Origin of the sequence: Bacillus sp. S2(2019), from assembly GCF_005144805.1 — a bacterium.
Taxonomy (GTDB): domain Bacteria; phylum Bacillota; class Bacilli; order Bacillales; family Bacillaceae; genus Bacillus; species Bacillus altitudinis.
Map to the genome: position 1 here is coordinate 119,281 of NZ_SWFL01000002.1, position 24,708 is coordinate 143,988.

The 24,708-nt window shown below is 41.1% G+C and carries 27 protein-coding genes and 1 pseudogene; 10 read left to right on the forward strand and 18 right to left on the reverse strand.

Annotated elements, in window-relative coordinates:
* Positions 1-10 precede the first annotated feature (10 nt).
* Positions 11-250: an ESX secretion system protein YukD gene (gene yukD / locus FBF75_RS05775; RefSeq protein ID WP_008345897.1), complete on the reverse strand. Its 240-nt coding sequence runs from the start codon at positions 248-250 to the stop codon at positions 11-13.
* Positions 251-345: 95 nt separating this feature from the next.
* Positions 346-639: a WXG100 family type VII secretion target gene (locus FBF75_RS05780; protein WP_003213769.1), complete on the reverse strand. Its 294-nt coding sequence runs from the start codon at positions 637-639 to the stop codon at positions 346-348.
* 407 nt (positions 640-1,046) lie between these two features.
* Here FBF75_RS05780 and FBF75_RS05785 point away from each other — a divergent pair, with 407 nt between their 5' ends.
* The 3 genes from FBF75_RS05785 to FBF75_RS05795 all read left to right on the forward strand — a co-directional run bounded on the left by FBF75_RS05785 (position 1,047) and on the right by FBF75_RS05795 (position 4,236).
* A complete protein-coding gene (locus FBF75_RS05785) occupies positions 1,047-2,276 on the forward strand; it encodes a PucR family transcriptional regulator (protein WP_046526545.1) in 1,230 nt (409 codons plus the stop codon).
* Positions 2,277-2,386: 110 nt separating this feature from the next.
* Positions 2,387-3,523 carry an alanine dehydrogenase gene (ald, locus tag FBF75_RS05790; RefSeq protein ID WP_135226222.1) on the forward strand — a complete coding sequence of 379 codons (1,137 nt, stop codon included), beginning with the start codon at positions 2,387-2,389 and terminating at the stop codon, positions 3,521-3,523.
* A 116-nt stretch (positions 3,524-3,639) separates the two neighbouring features.
* On the forward strand, positions 3,640-4,236 hold the full coding sequence (locus FBF75_RS05795; protein ID WP_008345905.1) for a biotin transporter BioY: 597 nt from the start codon (positions 3,640-3,642) through the stop codon (positions 4,234-4,236).
* Between the two features lie 47 nt (positions 4,237-4,283).
* Here the strand turns inward: FBF75_RS05795 and FBF75_RS05800 are convergent, their stop codons facing one another.
* Both FBF75_RS05800 and FBF75_RS05805 read right to left on the reverse strand, forming a co-directional pair.
* On the reverse strand, positions 4,284-5,612 hold the full coding sequence (locus FBF75_RS05800) for a Na+/H+ antiporter family protein (protein ID WP_008345907.1): 1,329 nt from the start codon (positions 5,610-5,612) through the stop codon (positions 4,284-4,286).
* Between the two features lie 139 nt (positions 5,613-5,751).
* On the reverse strand, positions 5,752-7,242 hold the full coding sequence (locus FBF75_RS05805; protein ID WP_046344402.1) for a leucyl aminopeptidase: 1,491 nt from the start codon (positions 7,240-7,242) through the stop codon (positions 5,752-5,754).
* Positions 7,243-7,568: 326 nt separating this feature from the next.
* Here FBF75_RS05805 and FBF75_RS05810 point away from each other — a divergent pair, with 326 nt between their 5' ends.
* Positions 7,569-8,045, forward strand: coding sequence for a divergent PAP2 family protein (locus FBF75_RS05810; RefSeq protein ID WP_008346791.1), 477 nt, complete (start codon positions 7,569-7,571; stop codon positions 8,043-8,045).
* Positions 8,046-8,085: 40 nt separating this feature from the next.
* Here FBF75_RS05810 and FBF75_RS05815 read toward each other — a convergent pair whose 3' ends face one another.
* The 4 genes from FBF75_RS05815 to FBF75_RS05825 form a co-directional block, all read right to left on the reverse strand.
* Positions 8,086-8,730: a 3D domain-containing protein gene (locus tag FBF75_RS05815; RefSeq protein WP_017358926.1), complete on the reverse strand. Its 645-nt coding sequence runs from the start codon at positions 8,728-8,730 to the stop codon at positions 8,086-8,088.
* A 99-nt stretch (positions 8,731-8,829) separates the two neighbouring features.
* Positions 8,830-9,150 (reverse strand): YuiB family protein, encoded by a 321-nt coding sequence (locus FBF75_RS05820; protein ID WP_003212933.1) that lies wholly within the window; start codon positions 9,148-9,150, stop codon positions 8,830-8,832.
* Between the two features lie 81 nt (positions 9,151-9,231).
* Positions 9,232-9,357, reverse strand: a complete 126-nt coding sequence (locus FBF75_RS19635) for a YuiA family protein (protein ID WP_008346797.1) — start codon at positions 9,355-9,357, stop codon at positions 9,232-9,234.
* A gap of 135 nt (positions 9,358-9,492) precedes the next feature.
* Complete coding sequence (locus tag FBF75_RS05825; protein ID WP_162149727.1) at positions 9,493-10,710, reverse strand: NAD(P)/FAD-dependent oxidoreductase; 1,218 nt, start codon at positions 10,708-10,710, stop codon at positions 9,493-9,495.
* A 389-nt stretch (positions 10,711-11,099) separates the two neighbouring features.
* Here FBF75_RS05825 and yumC point away from each other — a divergent pair, with 389 nt between their 5' ends.
* Complete coding sequence (gene yumC / locus FBF75_RS05830; protein WP_008357239.1) at positions 11,100-12,098, forward strand: ferredoxin--NADP reductase 2; 999 nt, start codon at positions 11,100-11,102, stop codon at positions 12,096-12,098.
* 46 nt (positions 12,099-12,144) lie between these two features.
* Here the strand turns inward: yumC and FBF75_RS05835 are convergent, their stop codons facing one another.
* On the reverse strand, positions 12,145-12,351 hold the full coding sequence (locus tag FBF75_RS05835; RefSeq protein ID WP_008346803.1) for a hypothetical protein: 207 nt from the start codon (positions 12,349-12,351) through the stop codon (positions 12,145-12,147).
* A gap of 202 nt (positions 12,352-12,553) precedes the next feature.
* Between FBF75_RS05835 and FBF75_RS05840 the strand changes: the two genes are divergently transcribed.
* The 3 genes from FBF75_RS05840 (at position 12,554) to FBF75_RS05850 (ending at position 14,736) form a co-directional block, all read left to right on the forward strand.
* On the forward strand, positions 12,554-12,970 hold the full coding sequence (locus FBF75_RS05840; RefSeq protein ID WP_136944518.1) for a hypothetical protein: 417 nt from the start codon (positions 12,554-12,556) through the stop codon (positions 12,968-12,970).
* Positions 12,971-13,087: 117 nt separating this feature from the next.
* On the forward strand, positions 13,088-13,840 hold the full coding sequence (locus FBF75_RS05845) for a MerR family transcriptional regulator (protein WP_169476060.1): 753 nt from the start codon (positions 13,088-13,090) through the stop codon (positions 13,838-13,840).
* The gene (locus tag FBF75_RS05850; RefSeq protein ID WP_017367976.1) at positions 13,840-14,736 is read left to right on the forward strand and encodes a DUF2268 domain-containing putative Zn-dependent protease; all 897 of its coding nucleotides are present in this window, start codon (positions 13,840-13,842) and stop codon (positions 14,734-14,736) included. The genes FBF75_RS05845 and FBF75_RS05850 overlap by 1 nt, the downstream gene beginning before the upstream one ends.
* Before the next feature lie 231 nt (positions 14,737-14,967).
* Here the strand turns inward: FBF75_RS05850 and erpA are convergent, their stop codons facing one another.
* From erpA to FBF75_RS05865, 3 genes are all read right to left on the reverse strand, one after another.
* On the reverse strand, positions 14,968-15,330 hold the full coding sequence (gene erpA / locus FBF75_RS05855) for an iron-sulfur cluster insertion protein ErpA (RefSeq protein WP_008357254.1): 363 nt from the start codon (positions 15,328-15,330) through the stop codon (positions 14,968-14,970).
* 73 nt (positions 15,331-15,403) lie between these two features.
* Entirely contained in the window at positions 15,404-16,258 is an 855-nt protein-coding gene (gene dapF / locus FBF75_RS05860) for a diaminopimelate epimerase (protein ID WP_058213652.1), read from the reverse strand.
* A gap of 270 nt (positions 16,259-16,528) precedes the next feature.
* Positions 16,529-16,765: a YuzB family protein gene (locus tag FBF75_RS05865; protein WP_008346813.1), complete on the reverse strand. Its 237-nt coding sequence runs from the start codon at positions 16,763-16,765 to the stop codon at positions 16,529-16,531.
* A 255-nt stretch (positions 16,766-17,020) separates the two neighbouring features.
* Between FBF75_RS05865 and FBF75_RS05870 the strand changes: the two genes are divergently transcribed.
* A complete protein-coding gene (locus FBF75_RS05870; protein WP_024719749.1) occupies positions 17,021-18,088 on the forward strand; it encodes an NAD(P)/FAD-dependent oxidoreductase in 1,068 nt (355 codons plus the stop codon).
* Positions 18,089-18,136: 48 nt separating this feature from the next.
* Here FBF75_RS05870 and FBF75_RS05875 read toward each other — a convergent pair whose 3' ends face one another.
* Complete coding sequence (locus FBF75_RS05875; RefSeq protein WP_136944519.1) at positions 18,137-18,367, reverse strand: WYL domain-containing protein; 231 nt, start codon at positions 18,365-18,367, stop codon at positions 18,137-18,139.
* Between the two features lie 100 nt (positions 18,368-18,467).
* Positions 18,468-18,797: a YuzD family protein gene (locus FBF75_RS05880; RefSeq protein ID WP_008346819.1), complete on the reverse strand. Its 330-nt coding sequence runs from the start codon at positions 18,795-18,797 to the stop codon at positions 18,468-18,470.
* A gap of 121 nt (positions 18,798-18,918) precedes the next feature.
* Between FBF75_RS05880 and FBF75_RS05885 the strand changes: the two are divergent.
* Positions 18,919-19,218, forward strand: a pseudogene (locus tag FBF75_RS05885) (NifU family protein).
* Positions 19,219-19,262: 44 nt separating this feature from the next.
* Here the strand turns inward: FBF75_RS05885 and FBF75_RS05890 are convergent.
* The 4 genes from FBF75_RS05890 to FBF75_RS05905 form a co-directional block, all read right to left on the reverse strand.
* Positions 19,263-21,233 carry a S9 family peptidase gene (locus tag FBF75_RS05890; protein ID WP_136944520.1) on the reverse strand — a complete coding sequence of 657 codons (1,971 nt, stop codon included), beginning with the start codon at positions 21,231-21,233 and terminating at the stop codon, positions 19,263-19,265.
* Positions 21,234-21,336: 103 nt separating this feature from the next.
* Complete coding sequence (thrB, locus tag FBF75_RS05895; protein ID WP_136944521.1) at positions 21,337-22,269, reverse strand: homoserine kinase; 933 nt, start codon at positions 22,267-22,269, stop codon at positions 21,337-21,339.
* Positions 22,266-23,327 carry a threonine synthase gene (thrC, locus tag FBF75_RS05900; protein ID WP_008346825.1) on the reverse strand — a complete coding sequence of 354 codons (1,062 nt, stop codon included), beginning with the start codon at positions 23,325-23,327 and terminating at the stop codon, positions 22,266-22,268. Before thrC ends, thrB begins: the two co-directional genes overlap by 4 nt.
* Complete coding sequence (locus FBF75_RS05905; RefSeq protein WP_017358915.1) at positions 23,327-24,628, reverse strand: homoserine dehydrogenase; 1,302 nt, start codon at positions 24,626-24,628, stop codon at positions 23,327-23,329. Before FBF75_RS05905 ends, thrC begins: the two co-directional genes overlap by 1 nt.
* Positions 24,629-24,708 lie beyond the last annotated feature (80 nt).

Here is a 24,708-nt window from a genome sequence, read left to right on the forward strand (position 1 = left end):
AAAAGTCCTTTCATAGTATTTCCAGCCTGTCTCCTGTGGTGATTCCACAGTCTGACAGCTTATATTCGCCTGAAAACACAGCTTTCTTATTGACTACACGCACCCATCCGCCATCTCGTTTAGGTAGTGAGATTTGTTTTGCCTGCCAGGCGATATGGATGACTTGTTTAATATGTAAATAATTTGATAGTCTCAAATCAAACACACTGCCATCATAGTTTTTTAAGTCGATGGTAATATCGATATACACAAATTTCCACCTCACAAAATAGAAAGAGCGCCGGCATCAACTGACAGACTCGGCGCTTTTTCTGCTTTTCACACTTAGAAAGGAAATCCCTTTGATTAGCCGCGAATTTGGCTAGCGATGTCTTGGTCAGTGCTTTCAAGTGTATTTGCAGTTTGATCAAGCTGATTGCTGACATCTGTTAATAGATCAGACATTTTGATGAATGAAGGTTTAAGCTGTTCGTATTGATCAGCGAATGCTTCACTAGAAGCACCTTCCCACATTCCTTTTAGGTCAGAGATCATTCTATTTAGACGATCAACTTGGTTTAACACTTCTTGACTTTCAACACCATATTGCTTAGCGGTCGCTCTTAGTTCTTCTGGGGTTACGCGAATAATTCCTGACATATTCCTCATTACCTCCCGTGCATAGCCGCCATATAATGGGCTAATCCACTTATTTTTTGACGTTATTATTATAAAAACAGAAATGATACACAGTCAAACAAATCTGTTTTTATTTTACAAAATGAGTCTATGGAATTACTGTTTTTTCGCTCTTTATCTAGTATTTAACATTTTTTTGGTCATATATTCTTAATAAAAGGGCGTGCACTTCGATGAATCTTTCCGCCTATTGATTTTTTACTACATTATTATTGTACTATTTCTTTTTGTGATCAACGCATGACCAATGTGCTCATTTCTCAAGCTTTTTGTTTTTTTAATGATTATGGCATTTTTTTATTGATTTACGTACCTGATTCTCTTCATAATGTAAGTACGTGAAATATTCGAAAAAGCAGGGGTTTTTTATGACAAAAAAGACAGATCCGTTTAAGTATAGCCTTGATCGTTTAGAGGATGTGGCAGACCAAATTAGTGATGTGCTCAATTGCCCTATTACTATAGAAGATACTCATCATCGATTATTAGCCTATAGCACACATAATGATTTCACTGATCCCGCCAGAACTTCAACCATTATCTCCCGCCGTGTACCGGAAAAAGTCATTAATCGGCTTTGGAAAGACGGTATCATTCCTACACTCCTTAAAACAGATGAACCGCTTCGCGTACCTCAAATTGCAGAAGTCGGTCTATCCAGCAGGGTTGCCATTTCCATATGGAAAGACAAAGAGGTGCTCGGCTTTATCTGGGCGATTGAATCCACGCAGCCTTTTTCAGATGAAGAAATGGACCTTCTCAAGATGGCAGCACATGCCGTGAAAAACAAATTACTCAATTTACAAATTCGAAAAACGAAAACAGAAGAACGCAATCAGGAGCTATTTTGGAAGATGCTCACAGGACATATTCATGAAAAGGATGAGATGCTTGATCTCTTCTTGAGGCTTGGGATGAGATGTCCAGACACGTATGCCATTATTATCTTTCGCCTTCGTGATGAACTCACAGAAGATACGGAAAAGAAGCTCTCCTATCTGCTTGAAACAACGCAGCAAGTGCAGGTGCTTTTAACAACTGTTGATTTTAACGAATTCATTATTCTTGTCTCGCCAAAAACAGAACATCCGCTTCAAGATATTAAACAATTCACAAGCGGCATGCTAAAGCAGTTGTCTGATCGGTATCAGATCCATCACGTTCAGGCGGCCATTGGTGGAATTTATGATCACATTACTCATATTCAGCCATCCTATAAAGAAGCACTGGCAGTCTTAAAAACAAAAGAACGCTTTCCTGTGGAAACAGAACAATTGAACAGCTTTTCTGAACTGGGTATTTATCAATACTTAGATGTGCTTGCTGAAAAACGAAAGGGATCGTCTTATTCCAGTTACTCTTTATCAAAGCTTGAGGATTACGACCTCAGGCATCATTCCAACCTCGTCGAGACCCTTGAACGATTTATTGATTGTGACAGCAACGCCAATATCGCCGCAAAGCAGTTAAATATTCATATCAACACACTGAATTACAGACTGAAGCGGATTACGGACATTGCAGAAATTGATTTAAAAAACATGAATGAGAAAATGACCATTTATCTTGATATGAAGCTAAAAAACGTCCCTTTGTGAAATTTCACAAAGAGGCGTTTTTTAATTTTTTCATTCAACCGAAGAATTTTCTAAACTTTCAGGATACACTAGACATACAATATCAATAGATAAGCATAGGAGGAATTGATATGATCATCGGCATTCCGAAAGAGATTAAGAACAATGAAAACCGGGTCGCATTAACACCAGGAGCAGCATCTCAATTGCTTTCAGCTGGACACCAGATTTTAATTGAAACGAACGCTGGTTTTGGAAGCGGATTCACTGATGACGATTATGTATCTGTTGGTGCAGAGATTCTTGATCAAGCGAAAGATGTGTGGGCATCTTCTGATATGATTATGAAGGTAAAAGAACCATTACCAGAAGAATATTCATATTTCAGAGAAGGTCTGATCTTATTTACGTACCTGCATCTTGCAGCAGAGCCCTCCTTGGCTGAAGCATTAAAACAAAAAGGTGTGACAGCCATTGCTTATGAAACGGTAACGGACGGAAAATCACTCCCTCTATTAACGCCAATGTCTGAAGTTGCAGGTAGAATGGCTGCTCAAATTGGTGCTCAATTTTTAGAAAAGCCAAAAGGCGGAAAAGGCATTCTGCTCGCAGGCGTGCCAGGAGTATCGAGAGGGAAAGTCACCATTATTGGCGGCGGTGTCGTTGGAACAAATGCAGCGAAAATGGCGATCGGACTTGGCGCAGATGTCACCCTTATTGATGTAAATGCGGAACGATTACGTCAGCTGGACGATCAGTTTGGTCACCAAATGAAAACGTTAATGTCTAATCCTGTTAACATTGCAGATTCAGTGAGCGAGGCAGACCTGCTCATTTGTGCGGTTCTCATCCCAGGTGCCAAAGCTCCAACCCTTGTCACAGAAGAAATGGTGAAACAAATGAAGCCTGGTTCTGTCATTGTCGATGTAGCCATTGACCAAGGCGGGATTGTGGAAACAATCGATCATATTACAACACATGATCAGCCTACTTATGAAAAGCACGGCATTTTACATTATGCTGTTGCCAATATGCCAGGAGCGGTTCCGAGAACATCGACAGTTGCTTTAACAAACGTCACGGTCCCATACGCACTGCAGATTGCAAATAAAGGCGCTGCAAAAGCGATCAAAGAAAACAAGACAATTGCTGAAGGCGTCAATGTGATGAACGGACATATCACCTATGAAGCTGTCGCTCGTGATCTCGGCTATGATTATGTGCCTGTTAGTAAAGCCCTTGAAACCTCTTCCATGACCGAAGCTTAATATCTAGCCCGCCCTTTTCAGGGGCGGGTTTTATTGTTAACCTAAAATAAAAATGAGTTGACAAAAAAACCTCTTCCCCTTAATCTATTTGTACAGATAAGACAGGGGGAAATATCATGCAAAAGAAGACAAGAACAGCTGACTTTGTGCTCGTCGGGATGTTTGCTGCACTCATGGCTATCGGAGCCAATATCACATCCATTGTGCCATTTTTACAGGTCGGCGGAATCCCACTTACGATGCAGCCGTTTTTTTGTGTGCTTGCTGGTCTTTTGTTGGGCAGACGACTTGGCGCATTGGCCATGATTGTCTATGCTCTTGTTGGGATCGCTGGTGCACCTGTATTCGCACAGTTCTCGGCGGGTCTCGGCGTTATTTTAGGAAAAAGCGGTGGCTTTGTGTTATCATACATTCCTGCTGCTTGGCTTGCCGGATTCATTCTTGAAAAAAGACAAAACCCTGGTTTTGGCCGCTTTTTATTTGCAGCCATTGCAGGAACGACCGTGATGTATGTGATCGGGACAACTTATACATACATCGCATTAAATGTATGGCTGAACGCACCAATCTCTTATCAAACTACATGGTTCTTCATGATTTGGTTTATGGTAAAAGACTATGCGCTGACCATCCTCCTTGCGATGCTGGCACCTAAAATTTATCGATCAGTTTCAAAAGCCACATCCTTTCGAAAAGAACAAACAGCTTCCTAATATCAGAAAAGGTTCCTTTACTCTATGAGTAAGGAACCTTTTTTCATTTATAGCATAATTGCGGCAAGCCAGCCGAACAAGACGAGCGGGATATTATAAAAAGCGAATGTTGGGACACATGTACCCCAAATGTGGTGATGCTGTCCATCCATATTCAGTCCAGATGTTGGTCCGAGTGTACTGTCGCTTGCAGGTGAACCTGCATCTCCTACCGCCGCAGCTGAACCAATAATCGCAATAGTCGCCATCGGGCTGAATCCTAAGTGTAAACAAAGCGGGACAAAGATCGTCGTAATAATCGGAATCGTTGCAAATGATGAGCCAATGCCCATTGTCACTAGCAGACCCACCAGTAGCATTAAAATAGCCGCTAAGCTTTGGCTGTTTCCGATAAATTGAGAAGACGCCTTGACGAGAGATTCAATATCTCCTGTTTTCGTTAAAACATTGGCAAATCCAGCTGCAACAAGCATGACAAATCCGATAAATGCCATCATGTTCATGCCAGATGTAATCAGCGCATCTGCTTCATCGCGTTTCATCATTCCCGTTACAAACAAGACAAGCAAGCCTGCAAGCGCACCGAAGATCATCCCTTCGACTCCAAGGCTTTGAGAGAGATATAACTGAACAATAAGTGATACAAGGATCGCAAGTCCAGCAAAGAATAAGCTCTTTTTTGTATATGCTGATTTTTCTACATCCGTAATGTCACGATTCTCATATGTTTTTGGCTTACGATAGACAAAGAGTGAAACGATCAAGCCAAGAACCATGCCGCCTACAGGAATCAGCATCGCATACGGAATGTCTGCTAAATTCACTGTTAAACCTGCATCTTTCATGTTGTCACGAAGCATTCCGTGAAAAATCTGTCCAAAACCGACCGGAAGCAAAATATATGGTGCAGTAAGTCCGAAAGTCATCACACATGCTAGCAGTCTGCGGTCAATTTGAAGCTCGTTAAACACCTTTAATAATGGCGGGATTAAGACCGGAATAAAGGCAATATGAACAGGAACAACGTTTTGAGAAAAACAAGATACGATCAAAATGACCAGAATAATGAGCACTTTTGATAATGTTTTTCTTCTTGAATCGCCTTCTTTTCCAAGAAGCTTCACAGCTCCTTCGACCATGGCATCAGGAAGACCCGTTTTCGTCAGTGCGGCTGCGAATGCACCTAATAGTGCGTAACTAATCGCCACTGTCGCATTTCCGCCAAGACCGTCAGTGAACGCTTGAACTGTTCCCCCTAGACCTAATCCACCTGCAAGTCCGCCCGCTAAAGCGCCAAGTGCCAGCGCAATCACGACATTGACCCGCAGCAAGCTTAATATCAACATTAAAACAACCGCTAAAACAACTGCATTCATGGTGAAACCTCCGAAATCCTTTAGTTTACTAATGTAGTAGATAATTAAAGTACCAACGTATGTTACCATAGAAAATTTACTTCGTCAAATGGCGTATGTCCTACATAAAAAGCTCTGCCAGTTGGCAGAGCTTCCGTTGTTATTTCTTCGGTTCAAATCGTTCCACAAATGTCGCTAATGATCTGACCATCACACCTGTTGCTCCTGTTGGACCAAAGCATGAAGGCTTTTCTGTCGTGGCTGTTCCTGCAATATCTAAGTGAACCCAAGGGGTGTCTTCAGCGAATTCCCCAATGAATGCACCTGCCATGATCGCATGACCATCACGACCTGGTGAGTTATTCAGATCAGCCATTTTGCTGTTTCTTACTCGTTTTTTATCTTTTTCGGTGATTGGCAGCTGCCAAATCATTTCCCCACATTCTTCTGATGCCTCTTTAAACTGGGCATACAGTTCATCGTTATTGGTCATCACGCCTGTTGTTTCATTCCCAAGTGCCACAATGACACCGCCTGTTAATGTCGCAACATCCACAAGCACAGAGGCACCATGCTGCTTCGCATAGGTCACACCATCTGCTAAAACAAGACGGCCTTCTGCATCCGTGTTAAGCACTTCGATTGTTTTGCCGCTTAGTGAGACAATGACGTCATCTGGCTTCATCGCATCTGCTGAGACCATATTATCTGTTGAGGCGATGACCGCAATGACATTCTGCTCTGGACGAAGTTCACCAATGATTTCCATTGCACCTAAAACAGAGGCTGAGCCGCCCATATCTGTTTTCATCCCCACCATACTTGCTCTTGGCTTTAAGGAATACCCACCTGTATCATACGTAATCCCTTTACCGACAAGACCGATGACGTCTGTCCATTCTTCCTTGCCTTGATATTTCAATACAATCAGCTTCGGTGGTTCTGTTGAGCCTCTATTAACGGCTAGAATAGCGCCCATTCCGAGCTCTTCCATTTGTTCTTTATCTAAAATTTCAATCTCGAATTCATATTTATAAGCAAGCTCTGCCGCATAGGATGCAAGATCAGAGGACGTGAGCATGTTCGGCGGCATATTCACAAGTGTACGAGCCGAATTGACCGATTGTCCGTAGACTTCGCCCACTTTCAGACTTGCCTGAATTTCGGCAGCATCATGATCCGTTGTTGCATAAACAAATTCGATAAAGCGATCCGGTTCATTCGTTTTATGTTTAAAATCTTGTAATTCATATGTAGCTAAAAGGCAGCTTTCAGAAAGGGCATGGGCTGCATCTTGAACAGGCAGATCCTTTCCTGTAAATGTATCAAGCAAAACCGAAACTGCTTGCTTTTTATCTTGATGAAGCTTTTTAAATAAATGCGCAAACACTTCCTTTGCCTCTTCAAACGTGTAATCTGACTCCTTCCCAAGCCCGACAAAATAAATACGTTTAATGCCGGTTTCAGGGGATGGGAAAAATTTCGAAAGCTGATTTCGCTTAGACGAAATATCGCCTTCTTTTAGTAATTCAGTGATTCTTCCTCCATGTAATTCATCCATTTCTTTTGCTTTTCCTGATAATTGGCTCTTTTGAAAAAGTCCGATGGCCAGTGTATCTTTATGTTGCAACTCATTTGTCGAGAAAAACATATTTATCACACGCTCCTTCAATGAACTCCATATTTCACATTGGAACTTCTATTATATCAAAATTTATGTGCTGATACGATCATTGCCAGCCTGTCTTCCCTTGAAGAACATTTATATTTTGGCACGCGGAAGGGCATCATGAAAAAGCGGCAGCGATCCATAGCAGCCTGTCCATGGTCTCCTCGTTCCACATCTACTTTCTTTAATGTTATAATGAACATGGACTTGGCAACAGTTCTTACTGCCATCATTTTTTTATCTTACTAGGGTAAATACTTTATCATTTCGCACGTTATTTTTTCTTAAAGAGAGGATGTTTCTTGTTCATGAGCGTACTGACGAATTTTCCGCTGCTTGCCAGCCTTGCAGCCATCTTTTTTGCACAATTTGTAAAAGTACCGATTCAATTTATCATTTCTAGACGACTAGATTGGTCGCTCATTACAAGCACAGGCGGAATGCCAAGTTCACACTCCGCAGCAGTAACAGCACTCTCAACAGCAGTTGCTTTAGAGCACGGGCTAGGAACATCTATTTTTGCCATTTCCGCCATCTTTGCCATTATTACAATGTTTGATGCGACAGGTGTTCGCAGACAGGCAGGAGAACAGGCAACTGTCCTGAACAAACTGGTCACAGATTTTAACCGGTTTGTTGCCGAGGCAAAGAACTTCCCAAATGCGGAAGAAAAAGAGAAGCAAAAGAAATTGAAAGAGCTTCTTGGGCATAAGCCGATTGAAGTCTTCTTCGGCGGCTTAACAGGAATCTTGCTCACACTCATCTTAGATTATTACTTCATGTAGAAACGAAAAAGCTTTGGACCTTTTGAGATCCAAAGCTTTTTTATTCTTTATTGGCTTGAAACTGCTGCCGGAACACTTGCATCGATTCTGCTTCGTTCAACTGATTTAAGTCTTTTTCTGTCAGCGTCCCTTCACCCTTTTTAATCACATAAACGTCCAGCACTTTTTTACCCCATTCTCTATACACATCATCAACCGTTTCATAATATAAATCAAGCTTATGACCTTTAATCGCTTTCCCAGTATCTGCGACTACACCATAGCCATAATTGGGGATAAACAGGACAGTTCCTATCGGAAAGACAGATGGGTCCGCTGCCACGGTTGAATATAAATCACGTTTTACTTTGACGCCTGAATATGTAATGCCATATGCATGATGTTCTTTCGTCTTACCTGTTGATTCTACTCCTGCTGTATAACCTGTGGCGACAACCTTTTGCTTCGGATAATCGTTCCAATTAAATGCTTCTTCGAGAGAAACAGCACGCAAATCATCACTTTTCACCGCCATCGTCTGCCTTTTTGGATGCTTTAAAAAAGAAGATACGTGCTTACCGGCATCGGTCTCTTTCACCCATGCAGCGAGATCACTTGGTTCTACGCCAGATATGCCCGTAAAGCTTGTCATCAAGGCAAGCATAAACAGACCTGTCATGAACAATCGTTTCATCCATGTTTTCATTTCTATTTGTCACTCCTCTACCCATCTATTTGTTTCCAAACAAAATGGAAACTATGCAAAGGAGAAACAAAAAAACCCACTTGCGTGTAGACAAGTGAGTTAAAACATTTGATAGCCTCTTTTACGAAGGGCATTGATGACAAAACCTGAGGCAATGGCACCAATTAGACCACTTAATAAAATGATGATATCTGCCGCAGCAAGAGAAACGATGCGGTCTCCTATCCCGGAAAAAGCAATGCCTGGTTCTCTTACATAAGCGATCATCTTTTGATTATTGATAATGAAAAGGCATACAATTGGATATAAAATTGCCATAATCCATGACATTCTCAGCAGCATATTCAGCAAAAAGCCAATGCCGAAGAATAACACGAAAAATAAAATAACTGAAATGATAACGACTGGTAAACTGATCACTTCATCTCCACCCCCAAATATCCCATCATTAGTTTAACTTGGAAATAGAGATGAAGTCAATCAATGGAAAAAGCCGTAAGATTAATGCTTCTTTCCTGTCCCTTTACATTCCTCACATGTTTCTGATCCGCCGAGCAATAACTGAAAATATCCTTTTCCTGAACAATACTGACAAGTTGACTTTTTTTCTTTCGTTTGTGCATTCATATTGCTCACTCCTTAATCTAAATTTTCTGATAATTCATCATAACATATTTTTCTGTCCAGTACCAAGTGAGAAAATATTCCGTCAAACATGAAAAAACGTGTACCACAGGGATACACGTTTTTGTCTATATCGGTTTAGAAGAACTTGAATTTTCCTTTTTTCAGAACAAGTCCTGGTCCGCCAACCATGAATAATGAACGGTTGTCGATGATTTTTTTCATTGCAGAAGCTTTTGTTCCTTGAAGTTTTTTACCAAACGCAACACCTACAGCGTCGTGTTCACCAAGAGAAGCAACTGTTCCTTTGATGTCTGGCTTAAAGCTTTCAAGCGTGCCACCTTTTACTAGTGCTGCAAGGTTTTTCGCTACTGTTTCACCTTGCTGCATCGCAATTTGTGCAGTAGGTGGGTATGGACGATTAATTTCTTCATTGATGATTAATGAGCAGTCACCGATGATGAATACATCTTCATTTTCTGGTACACGAAGATCTGGAGACACTTTTACGCGGCCGCGCATGTTTTCAAATCCAGCTTCTTCAACGATTGGGTTACCACGTACACCAGCAGCCCATACAACAGTTTCAGCTTTGATTTCTTCTGTATCATCGTCTTTTCCAACAATGATGCCCTCAGGCGTACATTCTTTGATCGCTGTACCGATTTTGAACTCAACACCTTTACCTTGAAGGTAGTTCATCGCATAGTCGATCAATTCAGGATCAAATCCTGGAAGAGCTGTTGGTGCAGCTTCTACACAGATAATACGCACGTCTTTTTGATCAATATCATACTCTTTGCAAAGCTCAGGTACACGGTTTCCAAGCTCACCAAGGAACTCAATACCTGTGAAGCCTGCACCGCCGACAACGATAGTTAGACGCTCTGGGCGCTTTTCAGCATCTGTATTATAAGTCGCAAATTGAAGCTCAATATGCTCACGAAGCTGACGAGCAGAGTTGATGTTAGAGATTGAGAATGCATATTCTTTCAGTCCTGCAATACCAAATGTTTCAGGAACAGCACCAAGCGCAACAACAAGGTAGTCATAAGAAAGTTCGCCATCTGATGTCACAACTTTCTTCTCTTCCTTATTAATGCTTTCAACTGTTGCTTGTACAAAGTTGACACGGGAACTGTTAATCACATCTTTGATTTGATAACGACAACGGTCATGATGAAGAGTACCTGCACTTGCTTCATGTAACCATGTTGTTTCGTAATGATAATTATGCTTGTTCACAAGAGTAATGTCCGCATCATTTGTGCCAAGCTGTTTTGTTAATCTTGTTACAGTCATTAATCCGCCATAACCTGCACCTAATACAACGATTTTCGGTTTATTCACTGGAATCACATCCACCTTTTTTAAATTTGCTGTAAAACGGATAAAGAATTACATATCGTTATTCTCAACCGCTTTGCGGCATTTTATGAAATTTAAACAAAAAATAAGTATGTGAAAATCTGAACTTTCACCTACAAAAAACGAAAGCATTTGACCGTTTCCGACAAAAATTCATAAAAAATTAATATTTAGTTCCCTTAACAATAATAGCGAGTTCTGCTCCTTTTTTCAAGGCTTTAAACTGAAAATCCTTAGGATAAACGGTCTTTCTCTCTTTTTTCCACTTTTCACAGCATCGGCATCAAAAAACGACAAGTTTTTCAAAACAAGTCAAACGACGATATGTGGTATGATATGATATAGTGATAACAATTTTCATTTGGGAGGATTAAGGAATGCAAGAAGATTCTAAGGTATATGACATTACCGTTATCGGGGGCGGCCCAGTCGGATTGTTTACTGCGTTTTACGGGGGCATGAGACAGGCAAGTGTGAAAATCATTGAAAGCCTTCCTCAGCTCGGCGGTCAACTATCCGCTCTTTACCCTGAAAAATACATTTATGATGTGGCTGGTTTCCCAAAAATCCGCGCACAAGAATTAGTTGATAATTTAAAGGAACAAATGGATAAATTTGACCAAACCATTTGCTTAGAGCAAGCTGTGGAAACGGTTGAAAAACAAGCAGACGGTATTTTCAAACTCGTTACGAATCAAGAGGTTCATTATTCAAAAACAATCATCATTACAGCTGGTAACGGTGCATTCCAACCGAGAAAGCTTGAGCTAGATGCAGCAGAATCATTTGAAGGAAGCAACCTGCATTACTTCATCAATGACCTGAACCAATTCGCTGGCAGACGTGTTGCTGTTCTTGGCGGCGGAGACTCTGCGGTTGACTGGGCACTGATGCTTGAGCCAATCGCAAAAGAAGTATCGATTATTCACCGTCGTGATAAATTCCGTGCACATGAGCACAGTGTAGAAAACTTGCACAACTCGAAAGTCAATGTGCTGACACCATTTGTGCCAACTGAGCTCATTGGGGAAGACCGCATTGAACAAATTGTGCTTGAAGAAGTGAAAGGCGATAAAAAACAAGTACTAGATGTGGACGATGTGATCGTCAACTTCGGTTTTGTTTCCTCCCTTGGACCAATCAAACAATGGGGCCTTGAAATCGAAAAGAACTCTATCGTGGTCAAATCCACAATGGAAACCAATATCGAAGGCTTCTATGCGGCAGGAGACATCTGTACGTATGAAGGAAAAGTCAAATTAATCGCAAGCGGATTTGGTGAAGCACCAACTGCTGTGAACAACGCCAAAGCTTACATGGACCCGAAAGCTCGTGTACAGCCGCTTCATTCCACAAGCTTATTTGAAAATAAATAAGAACGGATCAAAAAAAGGAGTTCCATCTGCGGAACTCCTTTTTTGTTTATTTAAAAATCCCAATATAGGCATTCGCCATTCCAAGTACCATTGCAGCAAGTAACACCACAACAATTCCTGCCACAACCAAAATCACCCGATCCTTCACACGTTCCTTTTTCGGAAGCGGCTTGTCTATCCCGCAAGATGGACATGTTTTTGAACGATACGGAATCAGTTCATGACAGTTCCTGCAATTGATTTGTTCACTCAAACCTCAGCAACCTCTTTTCTGATGACAGTATATGTTTGGTTCTCATGATACTCTTTTCGAGTGGAAATAGCCAGTTGTGAGGACAAGCTGTAACAAAATTGAGCGATTTACAAATTGTTTAAGAAGAAATGGAATCAATGAAGGTTTGATTGGTTCAGCCGATATAGGAAGTAGAAGATCGTAATGAAGGATAGGTGGAAAGATGATAAAGCGTTTCATGATTAGTTTGAGCTTGTTACTGATGATTGGCGGTTCAGTTGAAGTGTTTGCAAAAGACTATAACAAACACTATGTTCAATTCGCTGCCGGATTGAATATGGATGTTGATCAGCTAGAACCTTTTTTAACACATGTGTCTACTTCGATTTTAGATGCTGGTTTGAGTGATCAAGAAATCAAACAGATACTCACCAACGTTCAAAAAATGAATAAAAACAATGAAACAAAAAGAATGGGCATCTTTGAAGTGGTATACCATGAAAAACCAGCAAAGATTAAAATTGAAATTGAAGTCCATGTGGAAGATGGCAATAAAGAAGTGGTGATCTATATGTTTAGCACCCAAGAGTTGGTGGATGTCTTGGATAAAGAACTATTGAAAATAGAAGAAACAATTTGAGAAAGAGACGCTGAATGAGTGTCTTTTTTTCATTTTTACACCTTCATTGATCCTTTTCTATTGACCCTGACGTAACGTCATACTTTATAGTGAATATCATAAGGAGATGTGTTGAATATGAAAGTAAAAGAAGTCGCTGAATTGTTTGATATTAGTATTCGTACACTTCATCATTATGATCAAATTGGTTTGTTGACCCCAAAAGAAGTCACGGATGCTGGTTACCGGCTTTATTCAGAAGAAAACCTTGAAACACTACAGCAAATATTATTTTTCAGAGAACTGGGATTTAACTTAAAGGAAATAAAAGAAATCCTAAACAATCCGTCATTTGATAAACATGAAGCATTTATATTACAACGAAAAATGTTGATGGAAAAACGAAATACACTCGATAGAATGATTGAAAATATTGATAAGACGCTAAAACATATAACGGGAGAAATTCACCTAACAAATAAAGAGAGGTTCAAGGGAATGAACATGAAATTCAACCAATATGAAGAAGAAGCTCGCTGTCGCTGGGGGAATCAGTCCATTGATAACGTGAACTTCAAATTAAGTCGATTGTCGAAAGATGAACAACATGATTTATCTTTAAGATGGGATAGAGTTTTTCATAACTTAGCATCCCTCCGCAACCTCACTCCTCAATCCAAAGAGGTACAAGCCGCCATCAAAGAATGGTATGAATTTTTAAATAATCACTTTACTCAATACTCCCTCGAGGCATTTTATGGATTAGGTCAACTTTATATTCAAGATGAACGATTTACAAAAAATATAGATCAATATGGTGAGGGCTTGGCTTCATTCATGAGTGAAGCCATGAAAGTATTTGCTGATCAACAGAAAAGAGGTCCAAGCTGATGAACATCATCATTGAAGATACAATCGCTCAATACGAAAAATTGTTTTCGCTAAAAGAAAATAAAGAACACTTTTTTCGATACAACATGATGAGGCCTTTTGAAAAGATGTGGAATATGATAAACGTTCCGTTAAAAGCTACACAAAAAAATGGCTATGATGTCATCATGGCAACCAATATGCTTGGCTATCTTGATGTATCACAAACACAAACTGGTAAACAAGCGTTAAAAAAACTACAAGAAATTCAAGCTCTTCAAATGGCAAATACCACCTTGAACTATTGTATGAATTTTATCAAAAAACACAACCTTCATATAAATTCTGATGAATTGAGATTTGGTCTATATATAGCTGATCCGAAAAAGCTAGAACAACAAAAAGGGTATTGTGGCTTTGGAGGAATTCCGGGATTTATCCAATGCTCAATATATCCGAACTCTTATAACATCCCACGGATCCCCGCTCTAATTGCGCATGAATTCCATCATAATATTCGTTTTTCCTATTTTGAATGGGATTACGGAAATGTAACGGTTGGAGATTACTTAATTATAGAAGGTTTAGCTGAATCATTTGCAAAAGAACTTTATGGTGAAAAGATGCTAGGACCTTGGGTCACTTCTTTTGATCAACAGGACTTAGAATATTCAAAAGAAGTGATTAAAGACGCTTTATATACGAAAGGGTTTGCTGAGGTCAGTAGTTATATGTTTGGTGATAACATTGCAAAAGAACAAGGATATCAACCTGTCGGATTATCACCCTTTGCAGGCTATGCAGTAGGTTATCAAGCTGTACAATCTTTTATGAAAATGAATAATGTAGGAATTGAAGAAGCAACCGTACTTGATACAAATGAAATTTTAAAAAATTGCGGATTATTTTTCACCTAAACATTTTAATGAATTTCAAAGCAAATCGGTGTAATAATGAATTCTAATTATCGTACGAAACATACTGTATGCTCATGCTATATCTAATCATTTCAAATAGACTTGTTGAAAACCTTGTTAGAATTTTAAGCACCTTTAAAAAAGAACATAAAAAAACCTCCTCAAATTTATAATCTAATTGAGGAGGTTTTTATTCAAAATGGATTTACAGAATTCATTGATACTGAAATTCTAACACTCTTCCGGCGTACCGGTATTGGTAGCTGTTCTGAACGAAGAACCGCATCCGCATGACGCAATCGCGTTCGGATTGTCAATCGTGAAACCGCCGCCCATTAGTGATTGTTTGAAATCAATGATGGTGCCGTTCATGATATCAAGGCTTTCGGAGTCAACAAGAACCTTTATGCCGTGCTGTTCGAACTGCGTATCTTTCTCTGAGACTTCATGGTCAAAGCCCATCCCGTATGAAAGACCGCTGCAGCCGCCGCCTTTTACGCCCACTCGTAGGAACGCATTTTCTTCTTCATGTTCTTTCATCATATCTTTAATCTGCAATGCAGCAGCTTCTGTAATCGTTACTGGTGTACTCACGATCATCCCTCCTTTTGACTGGATGTTTCTTTTCAATTATAAACGTGATGTTGCCTTTTCTCAAATAAATGGTTTAGAGATAGAATGTGCCGTCACAAATTGTTTCAGCAGGTCCTGTCATCAGCACATGGTCATTGTCTTTCCAGCGAATGATGAGGTCTCCGCCAGCTAGATGAACGGTCATATCCGTTTCTTTTTTCGCCTGTCCATTGACAATCGTTGATACAGCCGCAGCACATGCTCCTGTTCCGCACGCTTGCGTAATCCCTGATCCTCTTTCCCACACGCGGAAATGCAGTTCCGTTTCACTGACTCGTTCAACAAATTCTACATTGACGCCTTCTGGAAACATGTCATGCTTTTCAATGATTGGCCCAAGCGAATCGAGCGGCGCCTGTTCAATGTCTTCTAAATAGAAAACGATATGGGGATTCCCCATTGAAACAGCTGTTCCATTTAAGGTCGTCGTGCCAAAATCAAGCGGTTCATTAATCGTTGTACTGGCCGGTTCACCAAGCATTGGCATCGCTTCTTTTTCAAAACGAGGTTTACCCATATCTACTGTCACTAACTGAACGTGACCATCCTGCACATGAACGGTCGCCTCAACAAGTCCTGACAATGTCTCAATCTTAAACGTTGTGTCTGTTACGATTTGATGCTCATATACATATTTAGCAACGCAACGCAGACCGTTACCGCAGTTTTTCCCCTCTGATCCATCATTGTTGAAAATGCGCATCTTCACAGGCGCAACATCTGATGGGCAAATGAGGATCATTCCGTCTGAACCGATACCTGTATAAACAGAAGAAACACGGATCGCTATCTCTGACAGCTGCTCTTCTGGAAGCTGTTCCTTCATCTGATTGACGTATATATAATTGTTTCCTAGTCCGTGCATTTTCGTGAATTGAAATGATGTCATGAGCGTCCTCCAAAAATGTTGTTTCTTTATAGTATAAAAGGAGTCGATTCAGGAGACAATCTTATCATCCCCCGTTTTTCATACATAGAAGCTCTTTGCTGCCATGGCAAAGGGCTTTTATTATGCATATGTCTCTTTTTCTCTCGTGTGATGCTTCATTTTGATGATATTTTATTAGCATAACATATTGGATGCGCTTTCTATATTTTCCCCTAAAAAACGGAAACTGAATATATGAAAAAAATGCACCTCATGACCCATGTGGTGCATTTAAAACATGTCGTTTTCCTCTATAAAAGCATAAATACGCTCAACTAGCTGCTCTGCATTTTCTCCAGAAACAAATTCTCCATTCACAAGGGCAAATGGGGAGTCCATACATTTGCCGCAGTAGCTTAAACAACCGTATTCCATTACATCTAAGTTTGGGTCTTTTTCAAGTTTCTCTTTTGCTTCTTGAGACCCTTGTGCAAGATTACTTACACAAAATTCGATCAGTGGAAACACTGTGCTTCACCTCACATTTGCCTTACTATCCTACCGAAATTCCTTCTATTAGTCAAAACATGAGCTTCAATAAATCGTTACGCCTATTCCCCGTAAAATGTTTTACTATTTAGGACTAAGTAATGAATATGTAGGTTATTTTGAAACAATTATTGTGGTTTCACAGTAAATTCGATATAATTTTATTTGGTATTTTAACTTAAAGTTTTTTAGTATAAGTGTTTTTCAATGTCTAGGGGGAAAAGGAGAATCGTCATGAAAAATTTAGTCTTGATCGGCGGAGGTTACGGGAATATGCGGGTTCTCCACCGCTTATTGCCAAATCAATTACCTGATGATGTTACTATCACATTAATTGATCGAAATCCTTACCACTGTTTAAAAACAGAATATTATGCACTTGCTGCTGGAACGATCTCTGATCATCACATTCGAGTATCTTTTCCAGAGCATCCGAAGCTGGATATTCAATACGGGGAAGTAGAAAAAATTGATATTGAAAACAAACAGATCTTATTTAGCGACCGTGAACCGCTTCCATATGATGATACGGTAATCGGACTCGGCTGTGAGGACAAGTATCACAATGTCCCTGGTGCGAAAGAACATACATACAGCATTCAAACCATTGATCAGTCAAGACATACGTATAACAAATTAAACAATTTGAGTGCAGGTGCAACGGTTGGTATCGTCGGTGCTGGACTTAGCGGGGTAGAGCTGGCCAGTGAACTGCGTGAAAGCCGTTCTGATTTAAACATCATTCTTTTTGACCGCGGAGAACTGATTCTTTCCAGTTTCCCAAAAAGATTAAGTTTATATGTACAAAAATGGTTTGAAGAAAATGATGTGAAGATCATTAACTGCGCCAATATTACGAAGGTTGAAGAAGGAGTTGTGTACAACCATGACGATGCCATTGAAGCAGATGTCATCGTGTGGACAGCAGGAATTCAGCCAAGTAAAGTCGTGCGAGATATGGATGTTGAAAAAGACGCCCAAGGCCGTGTCGTCTTAACTCCTCATCACAATCTCCCTGGAGATGAGCATGTCTATGTCGTAGGTGACTGCGCAAGCTTGCCGCACGCACCAAGTGCACAGCTTGCCGAGGCACAGGCAGAGCAAATTGTGCAATCTCTACAGAAACGCTGGAAGAACGAGCCGCTTCCTGAGGCTTACCCGCAGTTTAAGTTAAAAGGCGTACTCGGCTCTTTAGGGAAAAAAGCCGGCTTTGGCTTAGTAGCGGATCGCCCGCTTGTTGGTCGTGTTCCAAGACTCTTAAAATCTGGACTTCTTTGGATGTATAAGCATCACAATGGATAAAATGATGTGAATTTTTTCTCAAAGCTCCTTCTAATGAAGGAGCTTTTATTATGAAACGGCATGTGCCAATGGATGGTTCACTTTGATAGGAGCAAGCGCAAGAATGCAGTCTTTACGAAACGTTCTGATCGTCTTCTTCGATAAACAATACGCTTGTATGAACTGTTCAGTTTGACGATGTACAATGATTTTTCGTTTCGAGCACTCTCCATTTTTCTTCATATAAATCATATCAATCGGTATTTGTTGATGAAGAGATTGTTTTAGTAAATAATTCATGATGCTCACGCTCCTTTCATCTCATTATATACGAACAAACGTTCTAAATCAACCTAAAAAGGAACGTTTGTTCGATTTATTTTTCTAAAAAAAGAACAGCTCATTCACTGCTCTCTTCGTACCCATATTTCTCCATTTCTTGATAAATATCTTTTAATTTCGGATTGCCCTCTCCTACAATTTGATCCTCAACAAGGACAAGCGGATAAAAGAATTCATCATCAAGAATTCGTTCAGATAATTCTTTTTGGCGTTCGTTTTCAGGCGGGTGCTCAATATCGATATATGTGATGCGAAACGGCTGATTTGGATATTTTCGTTTTAATGCTGCATCTAACCACTCAAATGTATCTTTTGAAGAAGGCAGATTCACGCAGCTAGCGCACAGGACATCTCTTCCATATACATAAAGGTCAACGGTTTTGTTCATTTGACAAGCCCCCCATTCTTTCTTTATTTTAGCTGAATTTTCTGTATGAAAAAAGTCAAAATCACTTTTTGTTTCAAGATGAGATTGTGCTATAATGAGAAGGAAACTTTGAAACCAATCAATAGATTTTTATCGTCCAGATGAATATAATGGTGATATGTTGTGAAAGGAGCGATTATATCTAATGACTGAAGTCGAAATGAAAGACCAAGTACAGGAAGTACTGGACAAACTTCGTCCATTTCTATTACGTGATGGTGGAGACTGTGAGCTTGTAGACATTGAAGATGGCATTGTGAAATTACGCCTTCTTGGTGCATGCGGCAGCTGCCCAAGTTCAACCATTACATTGAAAGCCGGTATTGAGCGCGCATTATTAGAAGAAGTACCTGGCGTTGTAGAAGTTGAACAGGTTTTCTAATTCATATATGACATGAAAACGGCCCATACTGGGCCGTTTTTTAATTAGGATAACTTCTCTCTAAACCATTCTTGAATAAAGGTCAGTCTTTGAATACGTTGCCCAGGGTGGCCACTTCTGGATAAATCATGAGAAGCCTTAGGAAACTTGACTAATCTCGTGTCTTTTCCAAGCTCCTTCAATGCCACAAAAAGCTGCTCTCCTTGATCGACTGGGCAGCGGTAGTCTTCATCACTGTGCAGGATGAGAAGCGGTGTGTTCACCTGTTTTACATACTTTAGCGGCGAACGATCCCATAGCTTATCAACCGAATCATAAATATCCCCATCCACCTGCCATTTTGTAAAGAAATAGCCGATATCACTGATGCCATAAAAGCTAATCCAGTTTGAAATGGAACGCTGTGTAACAGCTGCACGGAAACGGTCTGTCTGTCCGACAATCCAATTGGTCATAAAACCGCCATAGCTGCCGCCTGTTACGCCAAGCCTTGTTTCATCAAGAAAGTCATAGGCTTCGAGCACATGATCAACAGCCAGCATGACATCCTCATAATCAACGTCACCATAGCTGCCTCTTACCCGGTCTGTAAACATCTGTCCGTATCCATGACTGCCATGAGGGTTGATGTAAACAATCGCATACCCTTCAGCGGCGAGCATTTGAAATTCATGAAAATACGTATGACCGTACATCGCATGCGGCCCGCCATGAATTTCTAAGATAAGTGGATATGTCTTCCCCTCTTCCATCTGAGCAGGCTTCATCAACCAGCCATGTACAACGTCTCCTTCTTTTGACTGGAAAGAAATTGGTTCAGGTTCGGATATGACATGTTCCTTTAGAAAGTCATCATGCTCAAACGTGATTTGCTTGAGTGAGGATTCCCCTAAAGTCAGCTCATACAGCTCACTAGGCGAGACAGGTGAAAGACGGCTGATCAGCATTTTTGATTCATCTGGATGAAGACTGAAATTCGTCACATGTTCTGCCTCTAAACGAACGGGATAGGCTAAGCCTTCAATAGAGAAATAATAAATCCCGGTACTCCCTTGATCAGAAACAAGCGCATAAAACCCCTGACTATCCTTCGTCCATTGCGGAAGCTGATTGGCTTCACCTATGACACTATCCCCTGCCATACAGTTACCAACATACATATCGAGCATTTCTGACAGTTGAACGGTCTTTTTCTCCTTCAGATCATACAGCCACAATGATGGGAAGGTTGCATTCTGAAATTCACGCTCGTGTCCAATGTACAACAGGCTTTCTCCATTTGGAGAAAATGATACGGTCGAGTAAGCGCCTGTTGATTGGGTGATTTTCTTGGATGTACCGTCCTCTAATGACAGGAGACAGATATCACTTATGTAAAACGTCTGCGGGTTGGATTGAATATAGGCGAGCCACTTCCCGCAAGGAGAGACGACATGATTCACATGATGATGCTGCTCACTCGTAACCGTCTCTACCTCCCCTGAGCAGACATCGATTTGTACAATTTGCGTCAGACGCCCGTCTAAAAAGCCTCTGCCATCTGCTTTATAAGTCAAATCATCATATACGGCCGGAGCAAAGTCATCGCACTCTTCCTTTTTTTCATCATGAACAGATTCTTCTTGTTTTAATGAGACCGATGCATAAATGAACGCTCCATCCGGTGAAAATACAGGATGAGATACGCCGTAAGGAATATTCGTTAAAGTACGAATGCCGCCGCCATCGCTCTGAATGAGTGCGAGCTGAGGGACTTCCTTTGGCTTCTGCAAAATAAACGCAAGCTGCTTCCCGTCATTTGACCACACTGGCTGATGATGCTTTCCATCATCGAATATCCATTGTGACAGCTCCCCTGTCCCTTCATCTCGAACCCATAAATGAATATTGTAATCATCCTTTTTTTCATTCACCGATACTTTTGTAAAAACAGCCTTTTTTCCATCTGGTGAATAGACTGGATGAGAAACAGACACGATTTGCGTTAAATCCTCTGCTGTTATCAATTTCTTCATCAATAGATCTCCCCCCTTTTATGTACCAAAAATAGTTCGCTTCTCTAAATAATAATCCCTGCTTTTGTTGTGAAAAACAAGGATAAAAAAAGAACGTGCTCATTTATAGCACGTTCTTCATTTGATTCACAGAATGATGCTCGACGATGACCCCTTCTACCGGCACCGTCAGCACATCTACTTCACAATGCGGGAAATTTTGAGCAAGCTGCTTTTTCAGCGCTTCTCCCTTTCCTTTTTCCACTAAGGTCAAAATGGTCGGCCCAGCACCACTTAATGCTGTTCCATATGCGCCTTTTAATGAAGCAACGTGCTCCACCTTTGATAGCTCTGGGACAAGCATCGTGCGGTATGGCTGATGAAATAAATCTTTATTCATCATTTCCCCTACAAGCGGCCAGTTCTGCGTCATTAAGGCGGCGACAAGGACGTTACTCACTGCACTCGCGCTCACGGCCTGTTTATAGGAAAAATCCTCTGGCAGGACATCACGGGCATCCTTTGTGAGTACTTCATAAAAAGGAATCACGACGACGACATCTACATCCACATGCTGCACTTTAACGGCATGTGTCTTGTCTTCTTCATGAAGACCGATGAGTAAACCACCGAATAAAGAGGCACCCGCATTATCTGGATGACCTTCTACCTCACTTGCAAAAAAGAGCTTCTGATCATCGGTCATCTTTAATTCAAGCAGCTGATTGGCGAGCTCAATAGCGGCGACAATGGCAGCAGCGCTGCTGCCCAGCCCCCTTGCTAATGGAATATCACTCCACACTTTGACATGAACAGGCGGGAGTGTTTTTCCAAAGTCATCTGCGACCTTTTTAGCTGTTTGGTAGATCAGGTTATCGGTGCCTGATGGAATACCAGACACGACATCTGTTTCTGCTTCAAACAGCCAGCTATCATGGTCATAGACCGATAGCTTTAAATAGCGGCTGAGCGCCATTCCGACTGAGTCAAAGCCTGGTCCTAAGTTGGCAGTGCTTCCCGGTACTGTGATTGAAAAAAGCATGGAGGCGTTACTCATACGCGTGCGGCCTTTTCTAAATGTTCCAGAATTTGATCTTCATCTGCATCCAGTGTGACCGGTTTGATGTGCGAAATATCAATCGCCGTATTTGGATCTTTTAATCCGTTTCCTGTCAGTACAGCGACGACTTTACTGCCTGGCTTAATTTCTCCAGATTTCACTTGTTTGAGCACACCTGCAATTGATGCACAAGACCCTGGCTCTGCAAACACACCCTCTTCACGTGCGATCAATTGATAGGCATGAAGAATTTCTTCATCTGTCACTTCATCAATTTTCCCGTTCGATTCATCTGCCGCTGCTACAGCTTGCTTCCAGCTTGCAGGGTTTCCGATGCGAATGGCTGTTGCGACTGTTTCTGGCTGCTCAATGACTTCATTTCGAACGATGGCTGCAGCACCTTCTGCTTCAAAACCACGCATGACTGGCAGTCCAGTGCCTTTTTTCTCATGATATTCTTTGAAGCCTTTCCAGTACGCTGTAATATTCCCCGCATTTCCAACAGGAATCGCCAGTACGTCTGGTGCGGAGCCTAGCTGCTCACAGATTTCAAATGCCGCTGTTTTTTGTCCTTCAATTCGGTATGGATTGACGGAGTTAACAAGTGCGATCGGTGCTTTTTCACAGATGCTACGGACAATTTTCAGCGCATCATCAAAGTTGCCGTCAATGGCAATGATTTCTGCTCCGTACATGACAGCCTGCGCCAGCTTACCGAAGGCAATTTTTCCATCTGGAATGATGACAATACATTTCATATCAGCGCGCGCCGCATAAGCTGCCGCTGCTGCAGACGTATTCCCTGTCGATGCACACATGATCGTATCATTGCCTTCTTCTTTTGCTTTTGCGACGGCCATGACCATCCCGCGATCCTTAAAAGAACCTGTAGGGTTGACGCCTTCTGTTTTCACATGAAGTTCAATCCCCAGTTTTTCGGAAAGCTTTGCGAGATGAATCAGCGGTGTGTTTCCTTCATTTAATGTTAGTTTAGGTGTTTGTTCGTTTACTGGTAAGAATTCTTGAAATTCTTCAATGAGTCCATTCCACTTCATCAGCTTAAACCGTTCCCTTCTACTCGGTACGTGCTCTTCACTTGAACCACCACGTCGAGATCGTTTAATGTTTGCAGGATATTTGAGAAATCTTCTTCTGATGTCTGATGTGTAATAATCACAATTTCAGCAAGCTCATCATGCCCTTTGACAGGAAGCTGAAGGATCTTTTCAAAGCTGATGCCTCTTTCAGAAAAAATCGATGTAATGCGGGAGAAAGCTCCGACTTGATCTCTCACATGTATTCTTAAAAATTGCTGTGCAAATACTTCGGATGATGATTTGATTTTCTTCTCAAATTGCGGTGCAATAAATCCACTGCCATTCACACCAAGACGCATGTTTTTCATAACAGCGACTAAATCAGAGACAACAGCTGTTGCCGTTGGCAGGCTGCCTGCTCCAGGTCCGTAAAACATCGTTTCTCCGACAGCACTTCCGTAAACATAGACAGCATTAAATTCATTGTTGACAGAAGATAACGGGTGATGATCAGGAAGTAAAGTTGGCTGTACGCTGACCTCCACTTTCTCTCCGTCCCTTTGGGCAATTCCAATCAGCTTCATTGTATAGCCAAAACGTTTACTGAAATTAATGTCCTCATCCGAGATGTCAGAGATGCCTTTCACTTTCACATCCTCTAAGTCTACATTCATGGAAAAGCCGAGTCTTGCCAGGATGGCCATCTTTCTTGCCGCATCTAGTCCTTCTACATCCGCCGTCGGATCTGCTTCTGCAAAGCCAAGATCCTGCGCTTCTTTTAATACATCTTCATACGCACTTTTATCGACATTCATTTTTGTTAAAATAAAGTTCGTTGTCCCGTTCACGATTCCCATCATTTTTGTGATGCGGTCAGAGGCTAAACCTTCCTCTAGTGTACGCAAAATCGGAATCCCACCTGCGACACTTGCTTCATAGTAAAGGTCACAGCCGTTTTCTTTTGCTACATGTAAAAGCTCTGTGCCATATAGCGCCATTAAATCCTTATTGGCTGTAATCACATGCTTCTTCTCATTTAATGCATCTATTAAATATTGTTTTGTCTCTTCAATGCCGCCCATTACTTCAATTATGACGTCGACCTCTGGATCTCGAATCACATCGTATACTTCAGTTGTGAAGACCTCTCTTGCCACATCCACATCTCTTTTTTTATCGGGATTGCTCACAAGCACTTTTTGTATTAATACCGGACAGCCGATCTGGTGCATTAATTTATCCTGATGATCTTGAATAATCTTAACGACACCGCTCCCCACTGTTCCTAATCCTAGTAGTCCAACTCGAATTGCCTTCACCTGAAATTCCACCTTTCTCCGTAAATGTCCTCTCTAAAAAGACATTTGTTAACCTAACACAGACATTCAATGTACACACA